Below are 21,873 nucleotides of genomic sequence, written 5' to 3'. Positions count from 1 at the left end.
TTGGCTATCTTAAATCATATATTCTATATTTTCTATTTCGCCATTAATTAGCTTATATATTACAGATTTTAGCTCAAAATATTTTGGAGTATTTGGAGTAAATTTAGGATTTTGTAGCTCTTTAATTATCTTTCCAGCATGTAAAATCACAATTTTATCACCTAAAAGTATAGCCTCATCAATATCGTGAGTTACAAATATCACTTGCTTATTTTTAGTTAATTCTTTAAGCTCGGTTTGTAAATTTGCTCTAACAACTGGGTCTAAAGCACTAAAAGGCTCATCTAAAAATAGCACCTTTGGATCAAGAGCTAAAGCCCTAGCTATCGCAACTCTTTGGCATTGGCCGCCACTTAGGCTATTTGGATATAAATTCATTTTATCTTTTAACCCTACTAGGCTTAGATATTTTTTAGCTATGTCATCTATTAGTTTTTTATTCTTTAAGCCAGAACACTTTAGAGCAAATTTGATATTATCAAGTGCAGTAAGCCATGGCATTAAGCAGTAGTGTTGCATTATTATCTGACGCTCTTTGGAGTTTGGAATTTGAGATTTAAAGCTCTCGTTATCAAATTTAATCTCACCACTATCAAAGCTTTCAAGAGAGCTTAAAATTTTCAATATTGTGCTTTTGCCGCTTCCGCTAGAGCCTAAAAGTACGCAAAACTCACCATTATTAATCTTTAAATTTATATCATCTAAAACGCAAATATCGCCAAATGATTTTCTAAGATTTTTAATTTCTATCATAGCCATATCTCCTTGATACTACTTTTTCTATATATCCAAATATAGTATTAATTATCATACCAATGATACCTATAGTAATAATTGTAGCTATTAATATATCTATTCTTAATTGATTTCTACTATCGATAATCATATATCCAAGTCCAGTTTGAGCTCCTAACATTTCTCCTACGACTAGATTTATCCAAGCAAGAGCTGCGGCTAATTTAAGGCTAGATATAAGAGATAAAAAACTAGATGGTATGATAACTCCAGTGAAAATTTGCAATTTAGAAGCACCAAAATTTTTAGCTACTACTATTAGTTGGCTAGGTAGATCTTTTATGGCTTTTGTAGATAATAATACCATAGGGAAAAATACTGAATATGCTATAATAAATATAGTTGGTAAATCTCCAATTCCAAATATTATTAAGATAATTGGCACCCATGCAATTGGCGAGATAGGACGCAAAATATTAAATAGCGGATCAAAGGCTTGAGCAAATTTTGGATTAAACCCAAATATAAAACCAATTATAACCCCAAAAATAACGCCCAAAATAAGCCCAATACCATATCTATATAGCGAATCTATAATTCCAATTTGTAAGCTATTATTATCTATTATTAGCCTAAATGCGTCTAAAACTTGCATAGGCGATGGAATTAGCTCAGAGCTAAATATATGCCATATTAATATAGCAAAAGCTAAAACTATACTTTGATAAATATATTTCATACTTGCTCCACTAAATAACTATCTATATCTAAATTTTTTAGCCCATCATTTGCTAAATTTTGAGATATCAAAAACTCTTTTAGGTTTATTAAATCTTCTTTATTTATCTTTAAATCGCTATATGATACGATTTTTTCACCGATTATTTTATTTATAATATCTGCATCTTGAGCCAAAATTTTTGATCCCATAGTAGCAGCTTCACTATGGTTTTTTTCTATAAAATTTGCTGCTAATTTAAATGCTTTAGTTAGCTGATTTGCTATTTTGGAATTTGCTAACTCGCTAGAATAATTAAGCAAACAGCATATATGATTTGGCACTACATCTTTGCTTAAAATTAGATTAACAGCACCTCTTTTTACGGCTAATTGTCCAAAAGGCTCAGCAACGATATATCCATCAATTCTATTTGTTAACAAGGCAAAAGGCATCTCAGTAGGTGCCATATCTACTAAATTTACTTTTATATTATTCTTGCTTAAAAGCTTGTGTAAGATATAGTAGTGGCTAGAAAATCTAGATGGAATTGCTATATTTTTGCCTTCTAATTCATTGATTGTCTTAATGCTGTTATTTACCACCAAAGATGAGCCGTTTTTGTGTGCGGCCATAATGGCTTTGATATCTACTCCACTACCTTTTAGCATAAGCCCAAGCGGAGCTAATAAAAACGCCCCATCAACTGCTTTAGCCCTTAGAGCCTCGCTCAAATCCGCCCAATTAGCAAATTTAATAGGAACAATATCAAACTCATCACTACTAAAGATATCTTTAGCGATTATAATTAAATGATCGCAAATCGGCAGATATCCTATCTTAATACCTTTTTTAAATTTAGAATTTGCCACACTCTTAGTCGCACTAAGAGCCAAAAAACCAGCTAAAAATCCAAGTGCATATCTTCTATTCATATCTTATCCTTTTTATAATTTTTCTCGCCATGATTTTATGCAGCCACGCCCAGCTTCTACTTGAGCTATCTCTTTTAAAAGGTGCTTTATGCTAGGAGTTACTATAAGGACGAAATTGCCCTCTCTTTGGAGTCTTGCTACATGAGACTTCTCAAAATACCCCTTAGTACCACAAAACAACACCGCAGCGCTCGTGACCTTTTGAGTTAGTAGTGAGCCATTTAACCTAGCTGTTAAAACCCTAATTGGCTCTATGTTTTCGATATTTTCTGATATAAGCTTAATCTCATTTAAAAGATTGTTAAATTCGCTTTTTAACTCATCTAAATTTATATTTAGATATGAGTTTATATCAGCGTGAGTTTTGTTTGATTTTTCTATCTCATCTAAGGCTGCTTTTATGATTCCAGCTGCTATACCTGTTTGTAAGAGTATAAATCCAGGGGTTATTTTGATTAGATACTCATAGATATTAGTGGCTAAAATATCGCTACTAGCTAAAAAATAATCTTTTATAGCCACGCTTTTTGTAGCTGAGCCCTCAAGTGCGGCGTATTTGATATTTGATTTTAAAGTAGCATTTTTGCCAACTCTTATTACGCCCATTACAGGCTTATCATCTTCATCTAAGGCTATAGCGCCAAATACGCTATCTTCAGTGATATTTGATACCCATGGTAGATTGCCATTTATGATATATCCGCCATCAGTTTTTTGTGCTTTGAGATGATTTTTCTCAATCCCAGCAAAGGCCTTCATAGGATTTGATAGTGCCGTTCCACCTAGAATTTCACCACTATATAGTTTTGGTAATAGCTCGTTTTTTAGCTCTTGATTATCGCTATTTATCAAGTAGTAGATAATCGCAAATTGGCACCACATGCAAAATCCACTAGTTCCACAAATATTTGAAATTTTCGCTATATTTTCTATAGCTTTGTATATATCGCTTCTAGTTTTTAAAACAGCGAAATCACCATTTTGAGCTATCTGTTTTAATAACTCTTTTGGGTAAATTCCATCTTTATCTATAGAGTGTGCTAATTCTGCTAATTTTTGTAGTGCCATTTTTTATCCTTATTTAACTTCTAAATTTACATTTCTAAGCAAAGTATTTGCTACTGGTGAGTATTTTAAAGCGTGAGCTATTAGGGCGTCTTGTTTAGCCTTATCAGCGTTGCTTTCTAATATCACATTTACTCTTACATCTGTAAATCCAAGTTGCTTTTCGCTTAGATCGCCAGTTCCCCAAACTGCAGTTATATTAAGGTCTCCCTCAAGCTCAACTTCAAGTTTGGTAATAACTATATTTTGAGCGATTGCGTTTGCGTGGATTCCTACTGCTATACAACTTCCAAGAGCAGCTAAAACCGCTTCGCTAGGATTTGGTGCGGTATCTTCTCCAAGTAGTGTTGGTGGCTCATCTACTATGTATGCAGGTAGATTTCTTATGTAGTTTGCGTGGCGAAACTTGCCCTCTGCGACTGTGCGACATTTAAGTGTCTTAATAACATCTGGATTCTCTTTTCCAGCTTTGATTAGAGCCTCTAGACCTGCTTTGTCAATTGGATCTAGTCTAGTACATGAATTTATAGCACAATTTGCCATTTTTATCTCCTTATTAAAATATAGTAAAAAGATATATTAATCTTTTAATAGCGAAATTATATCAATAAACTAGGTATTTGTCAATATAAAGTAATTTAATATATTTTTAAATTTATTAAATTTAGATTTAAATTTGATAAGTTAAATTTAATTCAAACTCCCATAAAATGGATAGATTTAAGCCAAAATTAGTATAATTGAGGTTTAAATTATTTTTTTGCGAGATTTTATGGAAGAGCTGTTTGAGAAGTTGGATTTAAGCGAGTATTTGAGTGCGTATAATGAATTTTTAGCTAGGCCTAAACCGCTTTTTATAAGTGGAGATAGCAGGGCAAATTATGAAAAAATAGAAGAGATTTCATCTCTAAATTTAAAAAGCCCAAAAGAGATAGCAAATTTAGATGATGCCTTGATGAGAGTATCTAAACAAGCTGTTTTACATATCAGCGAGATATATGAATTTAGCAAGATTATAGAGTATTTTAACTACCTAAAATCGCAAAATTTCGGTGATAAAATGCGTGGATATCTAGATAAGATTGAAATTCCATCTAGTATTGATAAAATTTGTGACTATTTTGATGAAAATGGGGAGTTTAAAGAGAGCATTGATGAGCGTTTAATATCTATAAACGAAGCTTATAAAAACAAAAAAAAGCAGATAGATGAGAGCTTAAAAAAGCTCATTTATACCAAGCATTTAAGCCCATATCTAGTCGATACTCAAATTCACTATATCAACTCAAATGAAGCTCTTTTGGTGCGTGGCGGATTTAATCACGCTTTAAAAGGCACAGTGATAGCTAGAAGTAGCGGTGGATATTTCTATGTTTTGCCTGATATTGTTAGTAAATTAAAGAGCGAACAGAGCGATCTAATGGATAAAAAAGAGGAGATTTTGTTTGAGCATGCTAAGATAATTAGTGCGATTTTTCATAAAAATTTACCATTTTTGAAATTTATAAATTCAGCTTTTGATTATATAGATAGCTTGATTGCTAGGGTGAGCTTTGCTAAGAGCAGGGATTATAACTTTGTTTTAGCTAATTCTAATAAGGATATAATTTTGAGCGAATTTGCCCATCCAGCACTTAAAAATCCAAAGCGTATTAGCGTGGATTTTCGTGGTAAAATTCTCTTAATCACTGGGGTAAATGCCGGTGGTAAAAGTATGCTATTAAAGAGTATATTGAGTGCGGCATTACTAGCTAAATATCTACTTCCTATGAGCATAAATAGCACTAAATCTAGCATTGGTAGCTTTAAAGAGTTTGAGGCTATTATAGAAGATCCACAAAATTCCAAAAATGATATATCCACTTTTGCTGGTAGAATGCTAGGATTTTCTAAAATTTTAGGCAAAAAGCAGATTTTAATCGGTGTAGATGAGATAGAGCTAGGGACAGACTTTGAAGAGGCAGCTAGTCTATATAGCGTATTGCTAACTTCAATGATGAGTAGCGATATCAAAATGGTTATAACCACTCACCACAAACGACTTGCTATGCTACTAGCTAAAAATAGCGAAGTTGAGCTGATAGCCGCACTATATGATGAGCAAAACTCACGCCCTAAATATGAGTTTTTAAAAGGCATTATAGGTAAATCTTACGCCTTTGAGACTGCTAGTAGATATGGAATTCCAGCTAATCTTGTAGCAAGTGCTAAGAGTGCTTATGGCGATGATAAAGAGAATTTAAATGAGATGATATCTAAGGCTTTAAATTTAGAATTAGAGCTAAAATTAAAGCTTAAAAGCGTAGAGGAAAAAGAGCTAAAATTAGATGAGCTATTAAAGGATTTAAAAGAGGCTAAAATCAGAGCCGATGAGACGCTAAGAGCGAGATTAAGCTCATTAGAAGCTGAATTTTACAAAGCTATAAATGAGGCCAAAAGAGGGATAAACCTAAAAGATACAAAAGAGAAACAAAGAAGTCTAAATAACGCAAATTCCATAGCAAAATCTATCCCAAAACCTACGATTTTAAGTGAGCCAATAGAGCTAAAAGTAGGTGATAGAGTTAAATATGATAAGATTAAAGGCGTGGTCTTAAGCCTTAGTAAAAATGATGCGATTATAGATAGCAATGGGGTTAATCTAAGAGTGCCAATATCGCTTTTAAAGGCTACTAATCAAAGCCCATTAAATAACCAAAAAAGCATAAATATAAGCCTATCTCGCCCAAGCTCTGCTAGCGTGATGATAGATCTTCATGGGCTTAGGAGCGATGAGGCGATTGAAAAATTAGATAAATTTATCTCTGATGCCTTGATAGCGGGATTTGATGAGGTTTTAATAAAGCATGGTATCGGCACAGGCAAGCTAGCGTATGCCGTAAAAGAGTTTTTAAAATCCCATCCAAGTGTTAAAGCCTTTAAAGATGGGGCGCCAAGCGAGGGTGGATTTGGTAGCAAAGTGGTGAAATTATGATAGATAGTATTGGGGGATTTTGGAGCTGTTTTATTAAAGGGGCTTTAATGAATATTTTAAATCCATATATAATTGGCTTTTGGCTCTCTGTTAGCGGTGTGGTGATGATAGTGTGATTATGGGATTTAGCGGGTTGGTTGTTAGTATAGTGAGTTAGGTGGTGTTTTTGTCTTTTATAGTTAGTCGCTCACGCAAATTTATAGGGGCAAAAACTCAAATGGCATTTGCATATATCTCGGCAATTTTAATGGTGGGATTTGCTATTATGCTGATATTTAATACATTTTTAAAGGGTTAAAATGGAAGTTATAGAGCTTTTAAAAGAGCTATTGAAATTTAGAAGTATCACACCAGATGATGATGGTGCTATGAATTACATCACACTACTTATGAGCGAGTTTGATGCTAAGCTTTTGGATATTAATGGGGTTAAGAATTTAATCCTTAGTAAAAAATTTGGCGATGGGCTAAATTTATGCTTTGCTGGGCATATCGATGTAGTCCCACCAGGAGATGGATGGAGTAGTGATCCATTTGAGCCAGAGCAGAGAGATAGATATATCTATGCTAGAGGCGCTCAAGATATGAAAAGTGGAGTAGCAGCGATACTACAAGCGTGTAAGGATGCTAGGGAATTTAATGGGAGTTTAACTATTATTTTGACAAGCGATGAAGAGGGTGATGGAATTTATGGAACTAAAGAGGCGTTAAAGTATCTACAAGATAATAACTCTTTACCTGATTTTGCTATTGTGGCTGAGCCTACATCTACTAATAAAATTGGTGATATGATAAAGATAGGTCGCCGTGGCTCTATCAATGGTGTTATCAAGGTTAAGGGCATTCAAGGTCATGCGGCTTATCCATCTAAATGTATCAATCCAATCCATCAAGCAAGTGCCGTGTTGGCTAATTTTGCTGGATATGATATGGATGCTGGAAGTAGATATTTTGATCCTTCAAAGATAGTAATTACCGATATTAGAGGTGGTATGGAAGTTTGTAATGTAACGCCAAGTGAGCTTAAAATAATGTTTAATATCAGAAATTCAGACCTAACAAGCTATGAAGATGTTAAGCAATATTGTGAGCATATATTTAATGGGCTTGATTATGAGCTAACTCTTAAGGAGGGTTCAAAGCCATTTTTAACAGATGCGAATTCTAAAGTTGTTACGAATTTGACAGATAGCATTAATAGAATTTGCGGGGTTGCGCCTGAGCTTAGCACGACTGGTGGGACAAGTGATGCTAGGTATTTTGCGGCTTTTGGGGTGCCTGTGGTGGAATTTGGTGTGGTAAATGATAGAATTCACGCTGTTGATGAGAGAGTGAGCATAGATGAAGTAGCGAAGCTTTATGAGGTTTTTAGCGATTTGATACGCTATTTTAAATAAATTTATAATTTCATTTTTTAAGATTTTTTTGGCTAAAATTATGAGAAATTCAAAAAGGATATATCATTAAAAGATTGGCTGTAGCTTTTAGCGGAGCTAGTGGAAGTGGCAAGACAACGCTCATATCTAAGGTGGCAAAAGAGCTTATATCTCGTGGATTTAAGGTTGTGATAACAAAGCACGATCCAGGTGATAAGGCGAAATTTGATTATCCTGGCAAGGATAGCTATATATATAGTAGTATCGGTGCAGATGTCGCAGTAGTAAGCCCAAATAGAACATCAATTTTTTTACAAAGTGGGCTATTTGGTGGTAAAGATAGGATAATCTCACAATCACACAGAGATAAAAATGAGAAATTTGAGCCAAATTTGGATAATTTTGATAGTGAGCTAGAGATTTTAGTGGCTCATTTTGGTGAGTTTGATTATTTGATAATTGAGGGCTTAAAGAGCTTAAAACTTCCTAGAATTACTATATTTAGAGATGAGGTTATAGATGATTTTATCCCATTTAGCGATGCTTTTGCTAGTAATGTTGAGTTTGATGCTTGTGGGGATAAATTTGGTCTTGATGATATAGATGGAATTATAAAATGGATAGATAAAAACGCAAAAAAGGTGTAAAATGAAAGAGATTATAAAAGCAGTTGAAGATATCGCTATAGAGATTAGCGAACTACTAAAATATGGTGATTTTAGCTATGCTCAAAGCTCAAATTCCACAGGTGATACTCAATTAAAGCTCGATATATTAAGTGATGAGATAATAGAAAATAGATTGAAAAAACTCAGCAATATCAAGGCTATAATTAGTGAAGAAAAAGAGTCTATTTTAGAGATAAACTCAAATGCAGATTATATCATAGCTTATGATCCACTTGATGGTAGTAGCTTGGTGGATGTGAATTTCGCTGTTGGATCGATATTTGGGATTTATAAAGGCTCTTTGGATTCTAGGAGTTTAGTAGGGGCGATTTATGTAGTTTATGGCCCAAGGCTTGAGATGGTAGTGTGCGATGATAGCGTGAGATTATTTAGGTTAAATAGAGATAATCAGTTTAAATTCATTAAAAATTTAGAGCTAAAAGACAGAGGCAAGATAAATGCCACAGGTGGCACACAAAAAGGCTGGAGCGACTCTCATAGAGCTATGATAAAATCGCTATTTGATGATGGCTATAGGCTTAGATATAGTGGCGCTATGGTAAGCGATCTTCATCAAGTTTTGCTAAAAGGCGGTGGGTTATTTAGCTATCCAGCCACGCCCGATGCACCAAATGGCAAGCTTAGGGTTGCTTTTGAGGTTTTACCATTTGCCTATATATATGAAAAAGCTGGTGGCGCCACAACTGATGGGGTAAATGATAGCTTATTAGATATTAAAATTAAAAAGACTCACCAAACTACGCCTTGTTATTTTGGGTCTAAATTTGAGATTGATAGAGTCAAAAATGGCTGAAATAACCGAATTTAGCGCTATTGATGAGCTAGAATCTAAAAAGATAGCTCTAAAAAATTGTATCGCTCAAAACTCATCTGGAGATAGCTGTTCAAAGTGCCAACGGGTCTTTGGATGTGATAGGATTAAGGAGTTTGTAATTTTACAATTTGATATTGCCACAGCTAGGCTCAAAGATTGTCAAAAGGCCAATAATCTAAGTAGTTGCATGGATTGTGATAGAATTTTTGATTGCGATATAAGGGAAAATTATGTCAAATCCACATATGAAAAGATGAATGAAGGCCGTGGCGGTCAATTTGATTTTTAACAATTTTAAAGGAAAATGATGAAAAAATTTATAACCACACCAATATATTATGTCAATGATGTCCCACATATCGGACACGCTTATACTACAATAATCTGCGATACCTTGGCTAGATTTTATCGCTTAAGGGGCGATGATGTCTTTTTTCTGACAGGGACTGATGAGCATGGCCAAAAGATAGAAGAGGCCGCTAAGGCTAGAGGCAAAAGCCCAAAAGAGTACGCAGATGAGATAAGTGCTAAATTTAGAGCTTTATGGGATGAGTTTGGTATAAGCTATGATCACTTCATACGCACAACTGATGAGTATCATAAGATAACTAGCCAAAATGTCTTTACTAAAATGCTTAAAAATGGAGATATCTATAAGGGCGAGTATGAGGGTAGCTATTGCGTGAGTTGTGAGAGCTTTTTTGCTGCTAATCAGCTAATAGATGATGAGTGCTGTCCTGATTGCGGTAAAAAGACTAGGTTGGTAAAAGAGGAGAGTTACTTTTTTGCCCTTTCAAAATACCAAGATAGGTTGTTAAAATGGTATGAAAATGACAAATGCGTCCTACCAAAAGGCAAGAAAAATGAGGTTATAAGCTTTGTAAAAGGCGGTCTAAAAGATCTATCTATCACTAGAACCAGCTTTGAGTGGGGGATTAAACTACCAAAAGAGCTAAATGAGCCAAAACATGTGATGTATGTATGGCTAGATGCGTTGGTAAATTATCTCTCAGCCTTAGGATACACTAGAGATGAAGAGAGAATGGAGTATTGGAATAACACCTTACATATAGTTGGTAAGGATATTTTGCGTTTTCATGCGGTCTATTGGCCGGCATTTTTGATGAGTCTTGACTTGCCTTTACCTGTAAGCGTAGCAGCACATGGATGGTGGACTAGAGACGGGGTTAAGATGAGTAAGAGCCTTGGCAATGTGGTAAATCCAAAAGAGGTGGCCGATACTTATGGATTAGAGGCGTTTAGATATTTTCTATTAAGAGAGGTGCCATTCGGTCAAGATGGGGATTTTTCACAAAGAGCCTTGATAGATCGTATAAATAGCGAATTGAGTAATGATTTAGGAAATTTACTAAGTAGAATAGTTGGTATGAGCTCTAAATATTGCGATAATATAATTGACTCAACAAATGTAAATAAATTTTATTCTAATGAGCTTGAGAGTGCTAAAATTCATATAAATCAAGCATTAATTAGCCTAGATGAGATCTCGCCAAATAGATATTTAGAGGAGCTTTGGAAGGTTTTAAATATAGCAAATGCCACTATCGCTAAATATGAGCCTTGGAATTTGGTAAAGAATAATAAATTTGATGAAGCAAATGCCTTAGTAGCATTGGTGGCAAATCTTTTGGCTAGAGTTGCTATTTTGCTAAGTCCAGCTATGCCACAAACTGCTCAAAAAATAGCCGATACTTTGGAATTTGAAATTAATACAAATAGCTATAATGAGCTTATAATAAACTCAAATTTAATCAACTTCAAAGCCAACGCCACAACTCCTCTATTTGCCAAGATAGAACACGAGCTGATGGCACCAGCACCGGTGGCTAAGATTGATGAGATTAAATCAAAAGATGAAGAGATCAAAATTGATGATTTTAAAAAGTGTGTTATAAAGGTAGGAACTATCTTAGAATGCGATAATATCGAAGGTAGCGATAAATTACTTAAATTTAAAATCGATCTAGGCGAAGAAAAACCAAGACAGATTATCAGTGGTATAGCTAAGTACTATGAGCCAAAAAGCCTAATAGGCAAACAAGTTTGCGTCCTAGCTAATTTAAAACCAGCTAAGATATTTAAGCATTTAAGCGAAGGCATGATTCTTAGCGCTGAAGATGGGAGCCTAACGCTTCTAGGCACTCACGCAAGTGTAAAAAATGGAGCAATTGTAGGATAGATGAGAATAGAAAACCTAACCACGCTATTAAATGGCGAATTAAAAAATAGCCCAAAAATCAGTATGATAAATGGATTTTGCCTAGATCCAAATTTGGTTAAAGTTGGTATGGCGTATTTTGCTTTAAATGCGACGATAGAAGACGCATTGCTTGCTATCAAAAGTGGAGCTTATGCTATTATCACTGATTTGAGCTTAAATAGCAAAGATGATGAAATAGCAATAATCAAAGTTGATAGTGTGGTTATGGCAATGATAAGATTGATGAGATTTCTCTCAGCACAAAAAGAGTTAAATTTCATCCATCTTACAAAGTTACAAAGCTCGATTTTGGAGTGTTTATATTTACCTAGATCGATGTGTCTATTTAGCTGTGATATTAGTAAAGCTTTTATGCAGATACTTGAGGCAGAAAACGATATGGTAGTTTTAAGCTATGATGAGGCGATGATTGATAGGCTTAGCTTTTCTCATGCAAGTTTAAGCGATGATAGTCTAAGCGATTTACATTATGAGCTTATGGATAATGGATCGCTTTTTTACACTACAATTTTATTTAAAAATAATTACTATAGTGAGCTTAAATTTCCTAATATTTTTATAAAAGATTTAGTTTGTGTGATGAGGTTTTTTGATGAGTATGGTGTGGGATTTAAGGTTCATAGTTTTGATAAATTTGGCCATTTTAGGGCGATTTTTGTTGATAAATTTTTTGTGATTAAAGAATTTGGCCAAAGTCATAGAGCGATAATTTGCGAAAGCGATGAAGAGCTTTTTAAGCTAGAGGCTACGCTTTTAAGGCAGAAATTTAGTGATATTATTATCTGTGCTAGGGCTAGTAGTAGTGTAGCGTTTATGGCTGATTTTGTATATAATGATATAGAAGATATAAAAAAGCTTGATGAGTTTAGATATGCTTTAGTTTTTGAAAATTATGAAGATGTAGAGGCTGTGTTGGCTCAAAGCATAGATGAGCCAACACTATTTTAATATAGTTATTTTTTATTAAATTTAACTTTTAACTCCATAATTCTCTCATTTAATAGAGTATTTAAAATATCTATAACAGATTTGCTTGCACTCTCAGCCGCATTTAGTTGTTTATAAATTTTATCTAAACACCCATTTGTCTTGCCGTGTTCTACCATTATTTTGTGTGCGTTGGCGATATTTTCATGAACATCTTTATGAACTGGTTCTAATTTAGCATAGTGTTGATATTTGCTAAATAGCTCTTTGCCGCGTCCTGTTTCATACCATTTGCCAAGACGACAACTATGGTAATCGGCAAATTTTTCATTTAAGTTTTCATCAAAAATCGCCTTATAACCTTTAACTTTAAATAATAGGTGATCTAATTTAACAAGGCTGATAAATATAGTAGAAAGTGCCTTTTGAGAGTTGAAATTAATCGTATTTGATAGTTCATGAACATCATTCATTGTCTCATTACGACTAGCTAAAGAGCGCATATGCTCGACTACATCATCAGTAGCAGATTGCATTTTAGCAAAATTTTGTTGAACTATTGCCATATTCATCTCAATCTCTTTTGTAGCCTTTTGAGTTCTCTCAGCTAAGTTTCTAACCTCGTCAGCTACTACGGCAAAGCCTCTACCATGTTCTCCAGCACGTGCTGCTTCTATAGCAGCATTTAAGGCTAGTAAATTTGTCTGATCAGATATATCAATGATTAGCGAAATTACACCAGAGATAGATACAAAATCTTTTTGCACTTGCTTTACTGTCTCATGAAAATCTTGCAATCTATCCTCCATATGGCTTAACTCATCTAGAAGCATATCTTGGATTTTTATAGTATTTTTTTGATTTTTAGTTGATAGTTCTTGAGTATCATTTAGCAGTGTAATAGAGTCGCTAAATTCACTTTGGAGTAGATTTAAATTTGATACACAGCTATTTGCCATACTCATTGTAATATTATGAAATGCTTCATAGTAGTTAGATTTTGGGTTTTCTTGGAGTGCTTTTATCTGTTCTTTTAGTTCTTCATTGGTTTTTAGGAGTTCTTGGTTTTGTATTCGTAGTCGCTCAAGCTCATCGTTTAAAGATATGGGGGGGGGTAGTAGCGCTTTTTTAGTGAAGAATTTGAACATTTTTTATCCTTTTTATATTTTTTCTTAATAAATTATGAATTAATTTTACATAAATTTGGTTAATATATTCTATTTTATTATAAAAGATATGATAAAATGAGAATTTTAAATTTAAACTAAGGAGAAAAGTATGAATATACCAGTACTTGACCTAAGTGAGTTAGATAGTAATCAAGAAAAATTTATAGCAGATTTAAAGGCAGCATTTACTACTTTTGGGACTTGTTATTTGATAAATCATGGTATCGATTTAGATCTTTGCAAAGAGCTTCAAAGGCTTAGCAAGGAGTTTTTTGCTCTAAGTTTAGAACAAAAAGAGCAAATTTCGATGCTTAAATCGCCACAATTTCGTGGTTATTCAAAAGAGGGTGGTGAATATACAGCTGGCAGCAAGGATTATAGAGAGCAAATAGACGCTGGTAGCGATAAAGAGGCTTTAAACTGGGATGAAAACTCGCCTATTTGGATGAGAATTCAAGGCCCAAATTTATTTCCTAAAGAGATTCCAGAGCTTAAAACTATTTTTAATGAGTGGTTTAAGCAAACAAGCACAGCGACTTTAAAACTTCTAAAAGGATTTGCTATAGCTCTTGAGTTGCCACAAGACTCTTTTGATAAACTTTATGGAAAAAACTCATACGCTCATGCTAAATTATTACGCTATCCGCCAGCATTTGATGGCAACACTCAAGGTGTTGGATCGCATAAAGATGGCGGTTTAATAACATTTGTTTTACAAGATAAAGAGTCGGGATTACAAGGGTTATTAAATGGCGAGTGGATTGATGTGCCGCCAATGGAAGGCTCTGTGGTGGTAAATATCGGTGAGTTTTTAGAACTTGCGACAAATGGCTATCTAAAAGCTACTATCCATAGAGTAAATTTGACGCCTAATGAGAGATTTTCTATTGCATATTTTTTAGGTGTGCAGCTTGATAAGGATATACCGATTTTAGAACTGCCAGAGCACCTTAAAAAAGAGAGTACCGGAGTAGATACAGACCCTAAAAATCCACTACTTAGAAATGTTGCAGAAAATTATTTTAAAAGAATGATTAGATCTCATCCAGATGTAGCTAAAAAGTATCATAGCGATCTAATTGAGAGATTTAGTTTTTAAATTTGAATTTATATAAAAATTAAAGCATATCTGATTTAGATATGCTTTATTTAAATTTATTGAGCGATCGGTTTTAGATTTTGCTTTTGGTCATCTGTTAAATCGCTAATTAGTTTGATAGATACATTGTTGCTTTTATTTTCTATATTTGGATTTTTCCACATTGCACCTGTGAGCGGATCTACAACTAGCCAACCTATAAGACCACCAAATACTAAATTACCAGCTAAGTATATTCCATTTGCTCTACTATTAATAGTAAATTCAATATCTTTATACCCCTCTTTGCTTACTAAAACTTAAGATTTACCAGAAAAATAGCCATTATATTTTTTTAGGTCTATCTCTAATGGGGTTTTGGTATCTATCACTACTTTATTTGTAGTTAAATCAGTAATGATTATTTTAGCTTCATTTGGGTCTGAAGTGATATCAAAATGAACATAACCACCTTGACCAAAAATCGTAGCATATCCACTTAGCATTGCTGCTAAACCTAATCCTAAAAGAAAATTCTTAAACATCAAAACTCCTTAAAAATTATAATAAAACTGCAATTATATATATATTAATTTTTAATAAATTTATTGATTTAATGCAAATTTTAAATCATCTGGAATAGAATATAGTGTCTCTTTATTTAGCGTTACTGCTACTTGAGTTGTGCTTGCTTTAGCTATTGTGAGTTCATCTTTAGATAATAGTGTATATTTAAATTTTAAAGTTATATCGCACTCTATTACTGAGATTTCAACTATAAAGTATTCATTAAAGTATATAGGATTTATATATTTTAAATCCATTTTTACAATAGGTAGAGTAAAGCCATTATCTTGCATTTTAATATAGTTATAACCAATCTCATCAAGTAGCTTACATCTAGCCATCTCTAGATATTTTACATAGTTTCCATGCCACATTATCCCCATAGGATCAGTATCAAAAAATTCAGCTTTAAATTCATATCTTCGTTTTAACATCTTGATTCCAATAATCGTAAAAATTAAACCATAATTGCGGATTTTCTATAACTCTTTTTTGGAGTGAATTTATATATAATTGCATTAGCTTTGTTGTGTTTGATATTTTATCTTTACCTAAATTTACTACTCCATCTGGATTTTCATCGGTGCGGCTGATAGTCTCTAGCTCAATTTTGTATTTATTATCTATACGCTCGCACCATAATAGATTAATTCTAGTCTTTAAAATTCCAGCTATCAAGTATGCCCCCATAGGAAAACAACAACTCTTTCCTAAAAAATCAAGCTTGATATTCTTATCATTTGCTAAAGCTACTCTATCACCCATAATTCCTATATGTCCACCACTTTCTATTATCTTTTCTAGTTCAATAATGGCGCTAAAGTCAAGCGTATCAATAAATAAAATTTTTAACTTATTTTTGCTAATTTTATTTATCATTTCCATAAAATTGCTAGAATTACTTTTGTAAGCTAAAATGACAATTGTTAGTTTTGAGAATGAATTTGATAAAGCACGAGCAATTTCGATATTTCCATAGTGACTAACAAGCAAAATTGAACCTCTTAATCCACTTCTTAGTTCGCTATTTAGCGTATCTATATTTGCTATATCAAGGTCACTATATTTGATTTTATCCTTCCAAACGGCGATTTTATCACAAATTGCAATACCAAATTCATAAAAATTACGATATATTTTATAGTTTTCTTTGATAAAATTATCACGTTTTTTATTGCCAAATTTTGCTATTTGAGCATAAAACTCTCTTAAATTTACTCTCTCATCTTTAGAGATTAAAAAGTATATAAGAGTTACAAAAAATATACATATTTTAAGTAAAAATCTTGGTAGTAAATTTACTAAATTTATAGTTAAATTTAGCCAAAAATATCCAGCTTTTTCTTTTCTTTGCCACCAGTTTTTAGCCATTTTTACTCTTTTTAAAATATTTATCGAATGCGAATTTAGGCAGACTAAAAAAGTGCTTAGCATGCATTTTGCTAATTAACAAATTATCTCTAAGAGCTTTAAAATGCGATATTCCTCCATTATATTTGACCAATACATCACACCATTTAAAGCAAATTCTAGCCTTATATGCTAAGAGTAAGATATCTATATCAAAATCCATTCTATTGCTTTTGCATTTTATAAGCAGTGGATATATTAGCTTTAATGGATAGACTCTCATTCCACACATTGTATCTTTTATATCGCCACCTAAGGTATTGATATATACCCAAAAGCTAGTTATTTTCCTGCCGTATAGTCTAGATTTTGGAGCATCTGTTCCATATATTGGATTTGTGCAAATTAGTGCGTTTGGATTTGATTTTGACAAATCTAAAATTTTATCAATCTTGCTTAGTTCGTGCTGCATATCAGCATCAATTTGAAATATATGGGTGTAATTTTGTTCATTAGCTAGAGCTAGCCCGCTTTTAATAGCTGCACCTTTACCGCCATTTTGCGCCCGTGTTAAAATCTGAGCATTTAAGTTTTTTAGAGCATTTTTAGCATTTTGGTCTGAGCCATCATCTACTATTATAATGTCAATATTATAACGCTTTAAATAATTGCATAAGCTAGCAATTGTATCAGGATGATTGTAATATGGGATTAAAAATGCAAATTTCATATTCATTGGGCGATCTTTAACCTACCATTTGCACACTCTTTATCATTAGCAAATAGTGTGAAATATAGTTTATTTGAAGTTATTTTAATCTCTAAATGCGCCATATCGCATGGGCGTAGAAAATTCGTAAATTTAATACTCTCTATTTGTGTAATAGATTCGTTATGGATTTGTAAATGCTCTTTAATAACATCAAATACAAATCCTAATTGAACAAATCCAGGAACAAGGGGAAAATTTAAAAAGTGACCGTTAAAATAAAAACACCCTTCATCTATGTATGCACTAGCTTTTAGTGAATCTGACTCTTTTGAAATTAAGTTAAATTTAGGTTTTATCTGCTCATTTATAGAGGCTAGAAAGTCGCTTTTAGGTATTTTACCTTGATTATTTATAGGAGGGCTTGAGCGTATATAAAAATATCTAAGTTTATTGCCGTATTTATTTTTAACTATAGAGCTTATCTCATCTACTATAGCTTTTTTCCCTTTAGTTTTATATAGCTTTTTTCCCTCATCGCTTAAAACTAAAATAGCTGCTAAACGCTTGTATCTATCATCTTGTGCTATGACTACAGTATTTATAATCGGGCTTTGTTTGATGAGATTTTCTATACCATCTAGGCTTACTCTGCGGTCGTGAAGTTTGATTATTCTATCATATCTACCAATAATTTTAAAGCTATCTTTGTTAAATTCTGCGCAATCATTAGATATAAATCCATTATCTAAATCTTGCCATGGTGAGCGAATGATTAGACGGTTTTTATCATCGCATTTTATATCAACACTAGGAAAAGCTTTAAAATTTTCACCATCACCATAGGCTATTATACCAGTTTCACTGCTGCCATAAATTTCAGTTATAGTAGCGCTTAACTTGCTTTGTAGGCTTTTTAATATATCTAGATTGAGTTTTGACCCAGCTGTAAATATCATTTTAATTTTATTAAATTGGCTCATATTTATTTGCTTAGATAGCGATTCTAAAAGCACTGGAGAACTAATTAAAATTAATTCATCATCAGCACTACAAAGGTCAATATTTTGAGCTAAAATCTCTGGATATGTTAAGTTTTGTGTATAGACTTTACAGCCGCTAATTAAAGCTGTAAAAACCTTAAAAGTAAGGCCAAAAAGATGCTGATGAGATACACTTGAGAGAAATGTATGAGTATTGCTGATATTAAAAAATGAGCGTAACAACTCACCCTCTTTGACCATTTGATCAATTGATTTTTCTATATTTTTACGCTCTCCGCTACTACCTGAGGTTTGAATATAAAAGGTTGAATTTAAATTTAGTTTGATTTTAGAACTTTTTGACTCGATGTTTCTAGTTAAAATATCACCAACTACCTCATCATCAATAAATGGTCTAGAATTATTAGAATAATAATATGGCAAAAGATATGGCTTGCCACCAGATAAAATAGAGCCAAAAAATGCTACTAAAAATAGGTATCCATCATATATAAATATATCAATCTCATCGAATTTATTATATGTTGCAAATTTAGATACATCTTCTAAAAATTCATCAAAGCTTTTTATCTTATTTTGAGATATAAAAGTTGAATTTGGGTTAAAAATCTCTCTCATTACTCTACCTGTAAAATAAAATTTCTATACAAAATCTCAGCACCAAATAATATTCCAATTAAAATATAGCTAACTACACCACAATATAAAGTCCAATATATTTTATCATCTAAAAATATCAAAATAAATGATATAAGTGCGTTAAAAATAAAAAATATAATCCAAATTTTGGTTAAATTTCTAGTATAGCTAATAGCTTTTTGGTCTAATATTTTACCTTTTAGACTGGCTTGCTTTTTGGCTATTTTAGTAATTAGTGCCTCATCTTTTAAGGATATGGCAAAAATAGTACCAAGTAAAGCATTTATAAAGATTGGATATAAATATGCAAGCTCTTGTATATTTGCAAAAAAATATATCAAAAAAATAGCGCTTAATACTGCCCAAATAGCCTGTTGATAACTCTCTTGTACGCTTAACATTCGCAATAAACAAACAAGAGCCATAGAGGCAAATAATATCTCACTTTCTGGAAAAAAATAGAGCGCAAAGGGATAACAAATCCCAATGCAAATTAAGATAATATTAAATAGTTTAAGAAATTTGTGATAATTTCTCAAAGACAACATTTACAATATCTCCTAAAGTGCGAACCTCTTTAAAGGCTGCAGCCTCCATTCTATAGCCTGTTTTTTTCTTGATATGATCAATCATATCAATCGCATCAATGCTATCAATCTCTAGATCTTCATATAGTTTTGCTTCAAGTTTGATTTTTTCTTTAGGGATCTCAAATAATTCAACTAAAGCCTTACTAAGCATATCAAATATCTCTTCTTTGCTCATTTTATTCATTGGTTTTCCTTTTGTTGTGCAATAAATTCACTTAAGCTTTTTACACTATAAAATATAGATTTTAAATCCATTGTCTTAGCGTTTAGTTCTATATTGTATTGTTTTTTAATAGCTAAGCTAAGTTCTAAAGCATCGACGCTATCAAGACCTAAGCCATCATTAAAAAGTGGCGCATTTTCATCTATATCGCTAAGTTTTAAATCTGGCAAATTTAGCGATGTTATAATTAATTGTTTGATTTCATCAACTAACATTTAATCTCCTTTTGATAAATTTCATTCATTTGCTTATGTAGTGTTTTGACACGAATTGTATTTGGCTTATCGATTAAGAATTTATCAAGTATCAAATCATCTGATATTTTGATTTTATATTTTATCTTACTTTTTGGTGTTTTATACCATTTAACTCCTTTTTGGAGTGAACGAGGATTCATATCAATAAATATTGGTGTGAGTATTTTTGCTCCATGAATTGCTATATAAAATGGTGCTTTATGAAAACTTATACTATCTTTTGTGCGTGTACCTTCAGGAAATATAAGCAAGCTATCGCCTGATTTTAGTACGCTTAAGCTTTTGTTTAAAAGCTCTTCATCTTCGCTATTTACGATATAGTTAGCAGCTTTAATAGCAGGACTTAGAAATATATTTTTAGCTAGGTCGCTTTTTACTACGCAGTTTATACGACGCACCTTGGAGAGAATAAAGACAACATCTAAAAGAGATGGATGGTTGGCTATAATTATTTGGCTAGGTTTTCCAAGGCGACTACAGTCTTTAAATTCATAATCTAAATAGCCTAAAATTTTTGTACAAAATATAAAAAATTTCCATGCTAAATAGACTAAATCTCTAGCAATATTTTCAAAGAATTTAATCCTATTTAGCCTAATGGCAATTAATGGTAAAAAAATAATATTTCCAATCAAACAGATAAATCCAAACCAAGAAAATAAAAATCCAACAAGCAAAATTCTAATTACTATCATTTAAAGTCCAGTTCCATCTAAGAGTAGAATCTATATTCCAATTAGAGCATAAATTATTATTTAACGCTTTTAATAGGCTAAATGCACTTGTGTAAATTTGCAAATTTTTTGGTTGATTTTGATTAAACTCAAGTGAGCAAATTCGTCCAGTATTTTTATCTAAAAGCAAGCCTAAGGCATAATATGAAAAATCAGATAAATCACTAGAAAACTCTTCGTAATTGATTAAAATTACCTTTTGATTGGGCTTTATAAAGGCATCAATAATACCGTATTCAAGACTATTTTTAGCACTTATACTTGATATCTCATTTTGATTTTGGTAAAGAATTGCCATTTGGGCTGGGGTTGCATTTAATACAGATAGTGAAAATGCAGTAGGAGATACAAAATCATCTTTTAATGTTTTAAGCAGATTTACGCACTGCTTGCTTTCACCACTAAAAGAGCTAAATATTATCGGTATTGTTTTTAGCTCTTGTGGGCTAAGATCAAATGAATTTACTATACTTAATGCAGATTTTAAAGCATAACCCATTCTTCTTTGTTCTAAGGCTGAAAAATCAAGCTTAAAATCTTTTTGATATATATTTAAGCTTTTAAATTCATCAGGTAGTATAAAATTTGAAGATATTATAGCGTCTGCTTTTAAAATCCCAATTTGCATTATTTGGCAATATCTCCTTTTAGAGTTACACCAGTCATTAAAGTACCGACACCGCATTGAAAATTAGTTTTTGAATCATATGGAATCTTTTTAAACCATCCAGTAAGATTTACAACTTTAGTGCCGCCTTCTTGTTTGGCACGCTGAAAAAATTGAATAAGTGCTGAGTGAAATGCCCTAGTGCAAGATTCTTCAGCAGATTTACCTACTTTATTTGCTTTTTTATTTGTAGTTAGTTGTTTCATAAAAATTTGATCTTTTGCACCGCTTTGGCTACCAAATTTAAACTTAACACTATTATCGATATAGCCTTGTTTTATAGCCTCATCAATAGCTGGTTTAATAGGTAGATATATTATATCATCTGCAGCAACTGCACTTAGACTAAGAGCGCTAATGCAGCTAATAGAAACTAATATTTTTTTCATAAATAACCCCTTGAAATAAATT

26 protein-coding genes and 1 pseudogene are annotated in these 21,873 nt (G+C 32.5%); 9 read left to right on the top strand and 18 right to left on the bottom strand.

Translation table 11 applies throughout. The features are described 5' to 3' along the window. Positions 1–9 precede the first annotated feature (9 nt). The 5 genes from CIGNP91_RS03570 to CIGNP91_RS03550 are packed head-to-tail and all read right to left on the bottom strand — an operon-like array spanning position 10 to position 3,996. The gene (locus CIGNP91_RS03570; protein ID WP_086224663.1) at positions 10–753 is read right to left on the bottom strand and encodes an ABC transporter ATP-binding protein; all 744 of its coding nucleotides are present in this window, start codon (positions 751–753) and stop codon (positions 10–12) included. Then, a complete protein-coding gene (locus CIGNP91_RS03565) occupies positions 740–1,474 on the bottom strand; it encodes an ABC transporter permease (RefSeq protein WP_086253396.1) in 735 nt (244 codons plus the stop codon). Before CIGNP91_RS03565 ends, CIGNP91_RS03570 begins: the two co-directional genes overlap by 14 nt. After that, the gene (locus CIGNP91_RS03560) at positions 1,471–2,388 is read right to left on the bottom strand and encodes an ABC transporter substrate-binding protein (protein WP_086253395.1); all 918 of its coding nucleotides are present in this window, start codon (positions 2,386–2,388) and stop codon (positions 1,471–1,473) included. The genes CIGNP91_RS03565 and CIGNP91_RS03560 overlap by 4 nt, the downstream gene beginning before the upstream one ends. A 12-nt stretch (positions 2,389–2,400) precedes the next feature. Next, positions 2,401–3,456, bottom strand: coding sequence for an acyl-CoA dehydrogenase family protein (locus CIGNP91_RS03555; protein WP_086253394.1), 1,056 nt, complete (start codon positions 3,454–3,456; stop codon positions 2,401–2,403). Positions 3,457–3,465: 9 nt separating this feature from the next. Further along, on the bottom strand, positions 3,466–3,996 hold the full coding sequence (locus CIGNP91_RS03550; protein WP_086243792.1) for an OsmC family protein: 531 nt from the start codon (positions 3,994–3,996) through the stop codon (positions 3,466–3,468). 229 nt (positions 3,997–4,225) lie between these two features. Here CIGNP91_RS03550 and CIGNP91_RS03545 point away from each other — a divergent pair, with 229 nt between their 5' ends. The 8 genes from CIGNP91_RS03545 to CIGNP91_RS03515 all read left to right on the top strand — a co-directional run bounded on the left by CIGNP91_RS03545 (position 4,226) and on the right by CIGNP91_RS03515 (position 12,496). After that, entirely contained in the window at positions 4,226–6,427 is a 2,202-nt protein-coding gene (locus tag CIGNP91_RS03545) for an endonuclease MutS2 (protein ID WP_086253393.1), read from the top strand. A 166-nt stretch (positions 6,428–6,593) separates the two neighbouring features. Next, positions 6,594–6,725: a hypothetical protein gene (locus CIGNP91_RS08815; protein ID WP_272889771.1), complete on the top strand. Its 132-nt coding sequence runs from the start codon at positions 6,594–6,596 to the stop codon at positions 6,723–6,725. Between the two features lies 1 nt (position 6,726). After that, a complete protein-coding gene (dapE, locus tag CIGNP91_RS03540; RefSeq protein ID WP_086253392.1) occupies positions 6,727–7,824 on the top strand; it encodes a succinyl-diaminopimelate desuccinylase in 1,098 nt (365 codons plus the stop codon). A 65-nt stretch (positions 7,825–7,889) separates the two neighbouring features. Beyond that, positions 7,890–8,450, top strand: coding sequence for a molybdopterin-guanine dinucleotide biosynthesis protein B (locus CIGNP91_RS03535; protein WP_086253391.1), 561 nt, complete (start codon positions 7,890–7,892; stop codon positions 8,448–8,450). Position 8,451: 1 nt separating this feature from the next. Beyond that, complete coding sequence (locus tag CIGNP91_RS03530; RefSeq protein WP_086253390.1) at positions 8,452–9,285, top strand: class 1 fructose-bisphosphatase; 834 nt, start codon at positions 8,452–8,454, stop codon at positions 9,283–9,285. After that, the gene (locus CIGNP91_RS08735; protein WP_236845022.1) at positions 9,278–9,595 is read left to right on the top strand and encodes a hypothetical protein; all 318 of its coding nucleotides are present in this window, start codon (positions 9,278–9,280) and stop codon (positions 9,593–9,595) included. The genes CIGNP91_RS03530 and CIGNP91_RS08735 overlap by 8 nt, the downstream gene beginning before the upstream one ends. Positions 9,596–9,613: 18 nt before the next feature. Then, complete coding sequence (gene metG, locus CIGNP91_RS03520) at positions 9,614–11,506, top strand: methionine--tRNA ligase (protein ID WP_086253389.1); 1,893 nt, start codon at positions 9,614–9,616, stop codon at positions 11,504–11,506. After that, entirely contained in the window at positions 11,507–12,496 is a 990-nt protein-coding gene (locus CIGNP91_RS03515; RefSeq protein WP_086253388.1) for a hypothetical protein, read from the top strand. It abuts the gene before it with no gap. Between the two features lie 5 nt (positions 12,497–12,501). Here the strand turns inward: CIGNP91_RS03515 and CIGNP91_RS08730 are convergent, their stop codons facing one another. Continuing rightward, positions 12,502–12,948, bottom strand: a complete 447-nt coding sequence (locus tag CIGNP91_RS08730) for a CZB domain-containing protein (RefSeq protein ID WP_236845588.1) — start codon at positions 12,946–12,948, stop codon at positions 12,502–12,504. A 30-nt stretch (positions 12,949–12,978) separates the two neighbouring features. Then, positions 12,979–13,284, bottom strand: a pseudogene (locus CIGNP91_RS08725) (methyl-accepting chemotaxis protein); the annotation flags it as partial. Positions 13,285–13,753: 469 nt separating this feature from the next. Here CIGNP91_RS08725 and CIGNP91_RS03505 point away from each other — a divergent pair. Then, a complete protein-coding gene (locus CIGNP91_RS03505; protein WP_086253386.1) occupies positions 13,754–14,743 on the top strand; it encodes an isopenicillin N synthase family dioxygenase in 990 nt (329 codons plus the stop codon). A gap of 299 nt (positions 14,744–15,042) precedes the next feature. Here CIGNP91_RS03505 and CIGNP91_RS03500 read toward each other — a convergent pair whose 3' ends face one another. From CIGNP91_RS03500 to CIGNP91_RS03450, 11 genes are all read right to left on the bottom strand, one after another. Next, the gene (locus tag CIGNP91_RS03500; protein ID WP_086253385.1) at positions 15,043–15,267 is read right to left on the bottom strand and encodes a hypothetical protein; all 225 of its coding nucleotides are present in this window, start codon (positions 15,265–15,267) and stop codon (positions 15,043–15,045) included. A 60-nt stretch (positions 15,268–15,327) separates the two neighbouring features. Then, a complete protein-coding gene (locus tag CIGNP91_RS03495) occupies positions 15,328–15,723 on the bottom strand; it encodes an acyl-CoA thioesterase (RefSeq protein WP_086234387.1) in 396 nt (131 codons plus the stop codon). Further along, positions 15,704–16,660, bottom strand: a complete 957-nt coding sequence (locus tag CIGNP91_RS03490) for an LpxL/LpxP family acyltransferase (RefSeq protein ID WP_086253384.1) — start codon at positions 16,658–16,660, stop codon at positions 15,704–15,706. The genes CIGNP91_RS03495 and CIGNP91_RS03490 overlap by 20 nt, the downstream gene beginning before the upstream one ends. Beyond that, positions 16,653–17,375 (bottom strand): glycosyltransferase family 2 protein, encoded by a 723-nt coding sequence (locus CIGNP91_RS03485; RefSeq protein ID WP_086240075.1) that lies wholly within the window; start codon positions 17,373–17,375, stop codon positions 16,653–16,655. Before CIGNP91_RS03485 ends, CIGNP91_RS03490 begins: the two co-directional genes overlap by 8 nt. Continuing rightward, a complete protein-coding gene (locus CIGNP91_RS03480) occupies positions 17,372–18,970 on the bottom strand; it encodes an AMP-binding protein (RefSeq protein WP_086253383.1) in 1,599 nt (532 codons plus the stop codon). The genes CIGNP91_RS03485 and CIGNP91_RS03480 overlap by 4 nt, the downstream gene beginning before the upstream one ends. After that, positions 18,970–19,398, bottom strand: coding sequence for a hypothetical protein (locus tag CIGNP91_RS03475; RefSeq protein ID WP_141081095.1), 429 nt, complete (start codon positions 19,396–19,398; stop codon positions 18,970–18,972). The genes CIGNP91_RS03480 and CIGNP91_RS03475 overlap by 1 nt, the downstream gene beginning before the upstream one ends. 106 nt (positions 19,399–19,504) lie before the next feature. After that, positions 19,505–19,765, bottom strand: a complete 261-nt coding sequence (locus CIGNP91_RS03470) for an acyl carrier protein (RefSeq protein WP_330524629.1) — start codon at positions 19,763–19,765, stop codon at positions 19,505–19,507. Further along, positions 19,762–20,019 carry a phosphopantetheine-binding protein gene (locus CIGNP91_RS03465; protein ID WP_086224269.1) on the bottom strand — a complete coding sequence of 86 codons (258 nt, stop codon included), beginning with the start codon at positions 20,017–20,019 and terminating at the stop codon, positions 19,762–19,764. The genes CIGNP91_RS03470 and CIGNP91_RS03465 overlap by 4 nt, the downstream gene beginning before the upstream one ends. After that, complete coding sequence (locus CIGNP91_RS03460) at positions 20,013–20,756, bottom strand: lysophospholipid acyltransferase family protein (RefSeq protein WP_086253381.1); 744 nt, start codon at positions 20,754–20,756, stop codon at positions 20,013–20,015. Before CIGNP91_RS03460 ends, CIGNP91_RS03465 begins: the two co-directional genes overlap by 7 nt. Further along, positions 20,743–21,423, bottom strand: a complete 681-nt coding sequence (locus CIGNP91_RS03455; protein ID WP_180383206.1) for a beta-ketoacyl synthase chain length factor — start codon at positions 21,421–21,423, stop codon at positions 20,743–20,745. The genes CIGNP91_RS03460 and CIGNP91_RS03455 overlap by 14 nt, the downstream gene beginning before the upstream one ends. Beyond that, positions 21,423–21,851 (bottom strand): hypothetical protein, encoded by a 429-nt coding sequence (locus CIGNP91_RS03450; protein WP_086224275.1) that lies wholly within the window; start codon positions 21,849–21,851, stop codon positions 21,423–21,425. Before CIGNP91_RS03450 ends, CIGNP91_RS03455 begins: the two co-directional genes overlap by 1 nt. Positions 21,852–21,873 lie beyond the last annotated feature (22 nt).

This window comes from Campylobacter sp. P091, from assembly GCF_002138935.1.
GTDB classification, from domain to species: domain Bacteria; phylum Campylobacterota; class Campylobacteria; order Campylobacterales; family Campylobacteraceae; genus Campylobacter; species Campylobacter devanensis.
The sequence above is the reverse complement of the archived record's forward strand: the minus strand, read 5'-3'. Positions and strand labels throughout refer to the sequence as shown.

Coding starts and splice junctions, on each gene's coding strand:
- CIGNP91_RS03570 (WP_086224663.1), bottom strand. CDS start 753: ATGATAGAAATTAAAAATCTTAGAAAATCATTTGGCGATATTTGCGTT.
- CIGNP91_RS03565 (WP_086253396.1), bottom strand. CDS start 1,474: ATGAAATATATTTATCAAAGTATAGTTTTAGCTTTTGCTATATTAATA.
- CIGNP91_RS03560 (WP_086253395.1), bottom strand. CDS start 2,388: ATGAATAGAAGATATGCACTTGGATTTTTAGCTGGTTTTTTGGCTCTT.
- CIGNP91_RS03555 (WP_086253394.1), bottom strand. CDS start 3,456: ATGGCACTACAAAAATTAGCAGAATTAGCACACTCTATAGATAAAGAT.
- CIGNP91_RS03550 (WP_086243792.1), bottom strand. CDS start 3,996: ATGGCAAATTGTGCTATAAATTCATGTACTAGACTAGATCCAATTGAC.
- CIGNP91_RS03545 (WP_086253393.1), top strand. CDS start 4,226: ATGGAAGAGCTGTTTGAGAAGTTGGATTTAAGCGAGTATTTGAGTGCG.
- dapE (WP_086253392.1), top strand. CDS start 6,727: ATGGAAGTTATAGAGCTTTTAAAAGAGCTATTGAAATTTAGAAGTATC.
- CIGNP91_RS03530 (WP_086253390.1), top strand. CDS start 8,452: ATGAAAGAGATTATAAAAGCAGTTGAAGATATCGCTATAGAGATTAGC.
- CIGNP91_RS08735 (WP_236845022.1), top strand. CDS start 9,278: ATGGCTGAAATAACCGAATTTAGCGCTATTGATGAGCTAGAATCTAAA.
- metG (WP_086253389.1), top strand. CDS start 9,614: ATGAAAAAATTTATAACCACACCAATATATTATGTCAATGATGTCCCA.
- CIGNP91_RS03515 (WP_086253388.1), top strand. CDS start 11,507: ATGAGAATAGAAAACCTAACCACGCTATTAAATGGCGAATTAAAAAAT.
- CIGNP91_RS08730 (WP_236845588.1), bottom strand. CDS start 12,948: ATGAATGATGTTCATGAACTATCAAATACGATTAATTTCAACTCTCAA.
- CIGNP91_RS03505 (WP_086253386.1), top strand. CDS start 13,754: ATGAATATACCAGTACTTGACCTAAGTGAGTTAGATAGTAATCAAGAA.
- CIGNP91_RS03500 (WP_086253385.1), bottom strand. CDS start 15,267: ATGTTTAAGAATTTTCTTTTAGGATTAGGTTTAGCAGCAATGCTAAGT.
- CIGNP91_RS03495 (WP_086234387.1), bottom strand. CDS start 15,723: ATGTTAAAACGAAGATATGAATTTAAAGCTGAATTTTTTGATACTGAT.
- CIGNP91_RS03490 (WP_086253384.1), bottom strand. CDS start 16,660: ATGGCTAAAAACTGGTGGCAAAGAAAAGAAAAAGCTGGATATTTTTGG.
- CIGNP91_RS03485 (WP_086240075.1), bottom strand. CDS start 17,375: ATGAATATGAAATTTGCATTTTTAATCCCATATTACAATCATCCTGAT.
- CIGNP91_RS03480 (WP_086253383.1), bottom strand. CDS start 18,970: ATGAGAGAGATTTTTAACCCAAATTCAACTTTTATATCTCAAAATAAG.
- CIGNP91_RS03470 (WP_330524629.1), bottom strand. CDS start 19,765: ATGAATAAAATGAGCAAAGAAGAGATATTTGATATGCTTAGTAAGGCT.
- CIGNP91_RS03465 (WP_086224269.1), bottom strand. CDS start 20,019: ATGTTAGTTGATGAAATCAAACAATTAATTATAACATCGCTAAATTTG.
- CIGNP91_RS03460 (WP_086253381.1), bottom strand. CDS start 20,756: ATGATAGTAATTAGAATTTTGCTTGTTGGATTTTTATTTTCTTGGTTT.
- CIGNP91_RS03455 (WP_180383206.1), bottom strand. CDS start 21,423: ATGCAAATTGGGATTTTAAAAGCAGACGCTATAATATCTTCAAATTTT.
- CIGNP91_RS03450 (WP_086224275.1), bottom strand. CDS start 21,851: ATGAAAAAAATATTAGTTTCTATTAGCTGCATTAGCGCTCTTAGTCTA.